We start from the raw sequence: 312 nt of genomic DNA, 5'->3' as shown, positions 1-312 counted from the left end.
AAACTTAGGCCGAATCACTGCAAACGATTTAACGGTTGCTGATGGTGAAGACATGCTTTTGGAATCTATTACCTTCAATGCATTTATTGGTGCCACAGGTTCCGGAGTGAATGCTGACAATGTGGATGTTTTCATTTATGAAGACAATGGTTCCGGCGCACCTGGTGCTTTGGTGACTTCTCAATTAAGTTTGGTGCCAGATTCACAAGTTGTTGTGGGTGGTAACTTTGGCTTTGACGCTTGGAGCGTAGAGCTTGATATTGCCGATGTAAACCTACCGGGCCAAGTTGGTGCGGCTACTACGTACTGGAT

General features: G+C 45.5%; 1 protein-coding gene. It reads left to right on the top strand.

The genetic code is table 11. The features are described 5' to 3' along the window. On the top strand, positions 1–312 hold a 312-nt coding region (locus QRD02_RS14365), incomplete at both ends, for a hypothetical protein (RefSeq protein ID WP_290255652.1).

This window comes from Aequorivita aurantiaca, from assembly GCF_030410135.1.
In the GTDB taxonomy this organism is placed as follows: Bacteria; Bacteroidota; Bacteroidia; order Flavobacteriales; family Flavobacteriaceae; genus Aequorivita; species Aequorivita aurantiaca.
Note: the sequence above shows the minus strand (reverse complement) of the source record. Positions and strands in the feature narration are given on the sequence as shown.